This window comes from Acinetobacter soli (genome assembly GCF_000760595.1).
Lineage (GTDB): Bacteria > Pseudomonadota > Gammaproteobacteria > Pseudomonadales > Moraxellaceae > Acinetobacter > Acinetobacter soli.
The window spans coordinates 1-714 of record NZ_BBNM01000029.1; the positions used below are offsets into that span (position 1 = coordinate 1).

Annotated in this window: 1 protein-coding gene; it reads left to right on the plus strand. The window is 54.1% G+C overall.

The genetic code is table 11. The features are described from left to right. On the plus strand, positions 1-714 hold a 714-nt coding region (locus tag Aso01_RS15810; RefSeq protein ID WP_042065637.1), incomplete at both ends, for an Ig-like domain-containing protein.

Sequence of the window (714 nt, forward strand, 5' to 3'; positions counted from 1 at the left end):
AACCTAAGCGTGACTGCGACCGATCCTGTGGGCAACGAAAGTGGCAAGAGCGATCCGTTTACAGTCAATGTGGATCTGACCGCACCGACCGCGACAGCAAGTCTGGTGAGCATTACCCAAGACACCGGCAGTTCAGGCAGTGACTTTGTGACCAGCGACAACACCTTGGTGTTCAATCTGAGCACGACAGGCACGCTGGCGTCAGGCGAATATGTACAGATTTCACTCAATGGCGGTGCAACCTGGATCAATGCAGTCCAAGGCAGTGGCAACAGCTGGAGCTATGACAACACAGGCAATACGCTTGCCGATGGCAGCTACAGCATCCAGACCCGCGTGGTGGATGCAGCTGGCAATACCGGTACTGCGGCGACACAAGTGATCGTGGTCGATACCCAAGCTCCGACCACCGACAACAGCATTAGCCTGACTGGCTATGCAGACGATGTTGCGCCGAATACAGGAGACTTCGGTACAGGCACCACGACCAACGACACCTCACCATTGCTCAAAGGTACAGTGACAGGTCTTAAGGAAGGCGATAGCGTACAGATTTATGAAGGCACTACTTTACTGGGTACAGCAACCGTCACCGGTGGAAGCTTCAGTTACCAGTTGAGCAATGTCAGCGAAGGACCACACAGCTACACTGCTGCGATTGTGGATCAGGCCGGCAATGTGGGTACGACTTCAACAAGCTTCAACCTGACCGTA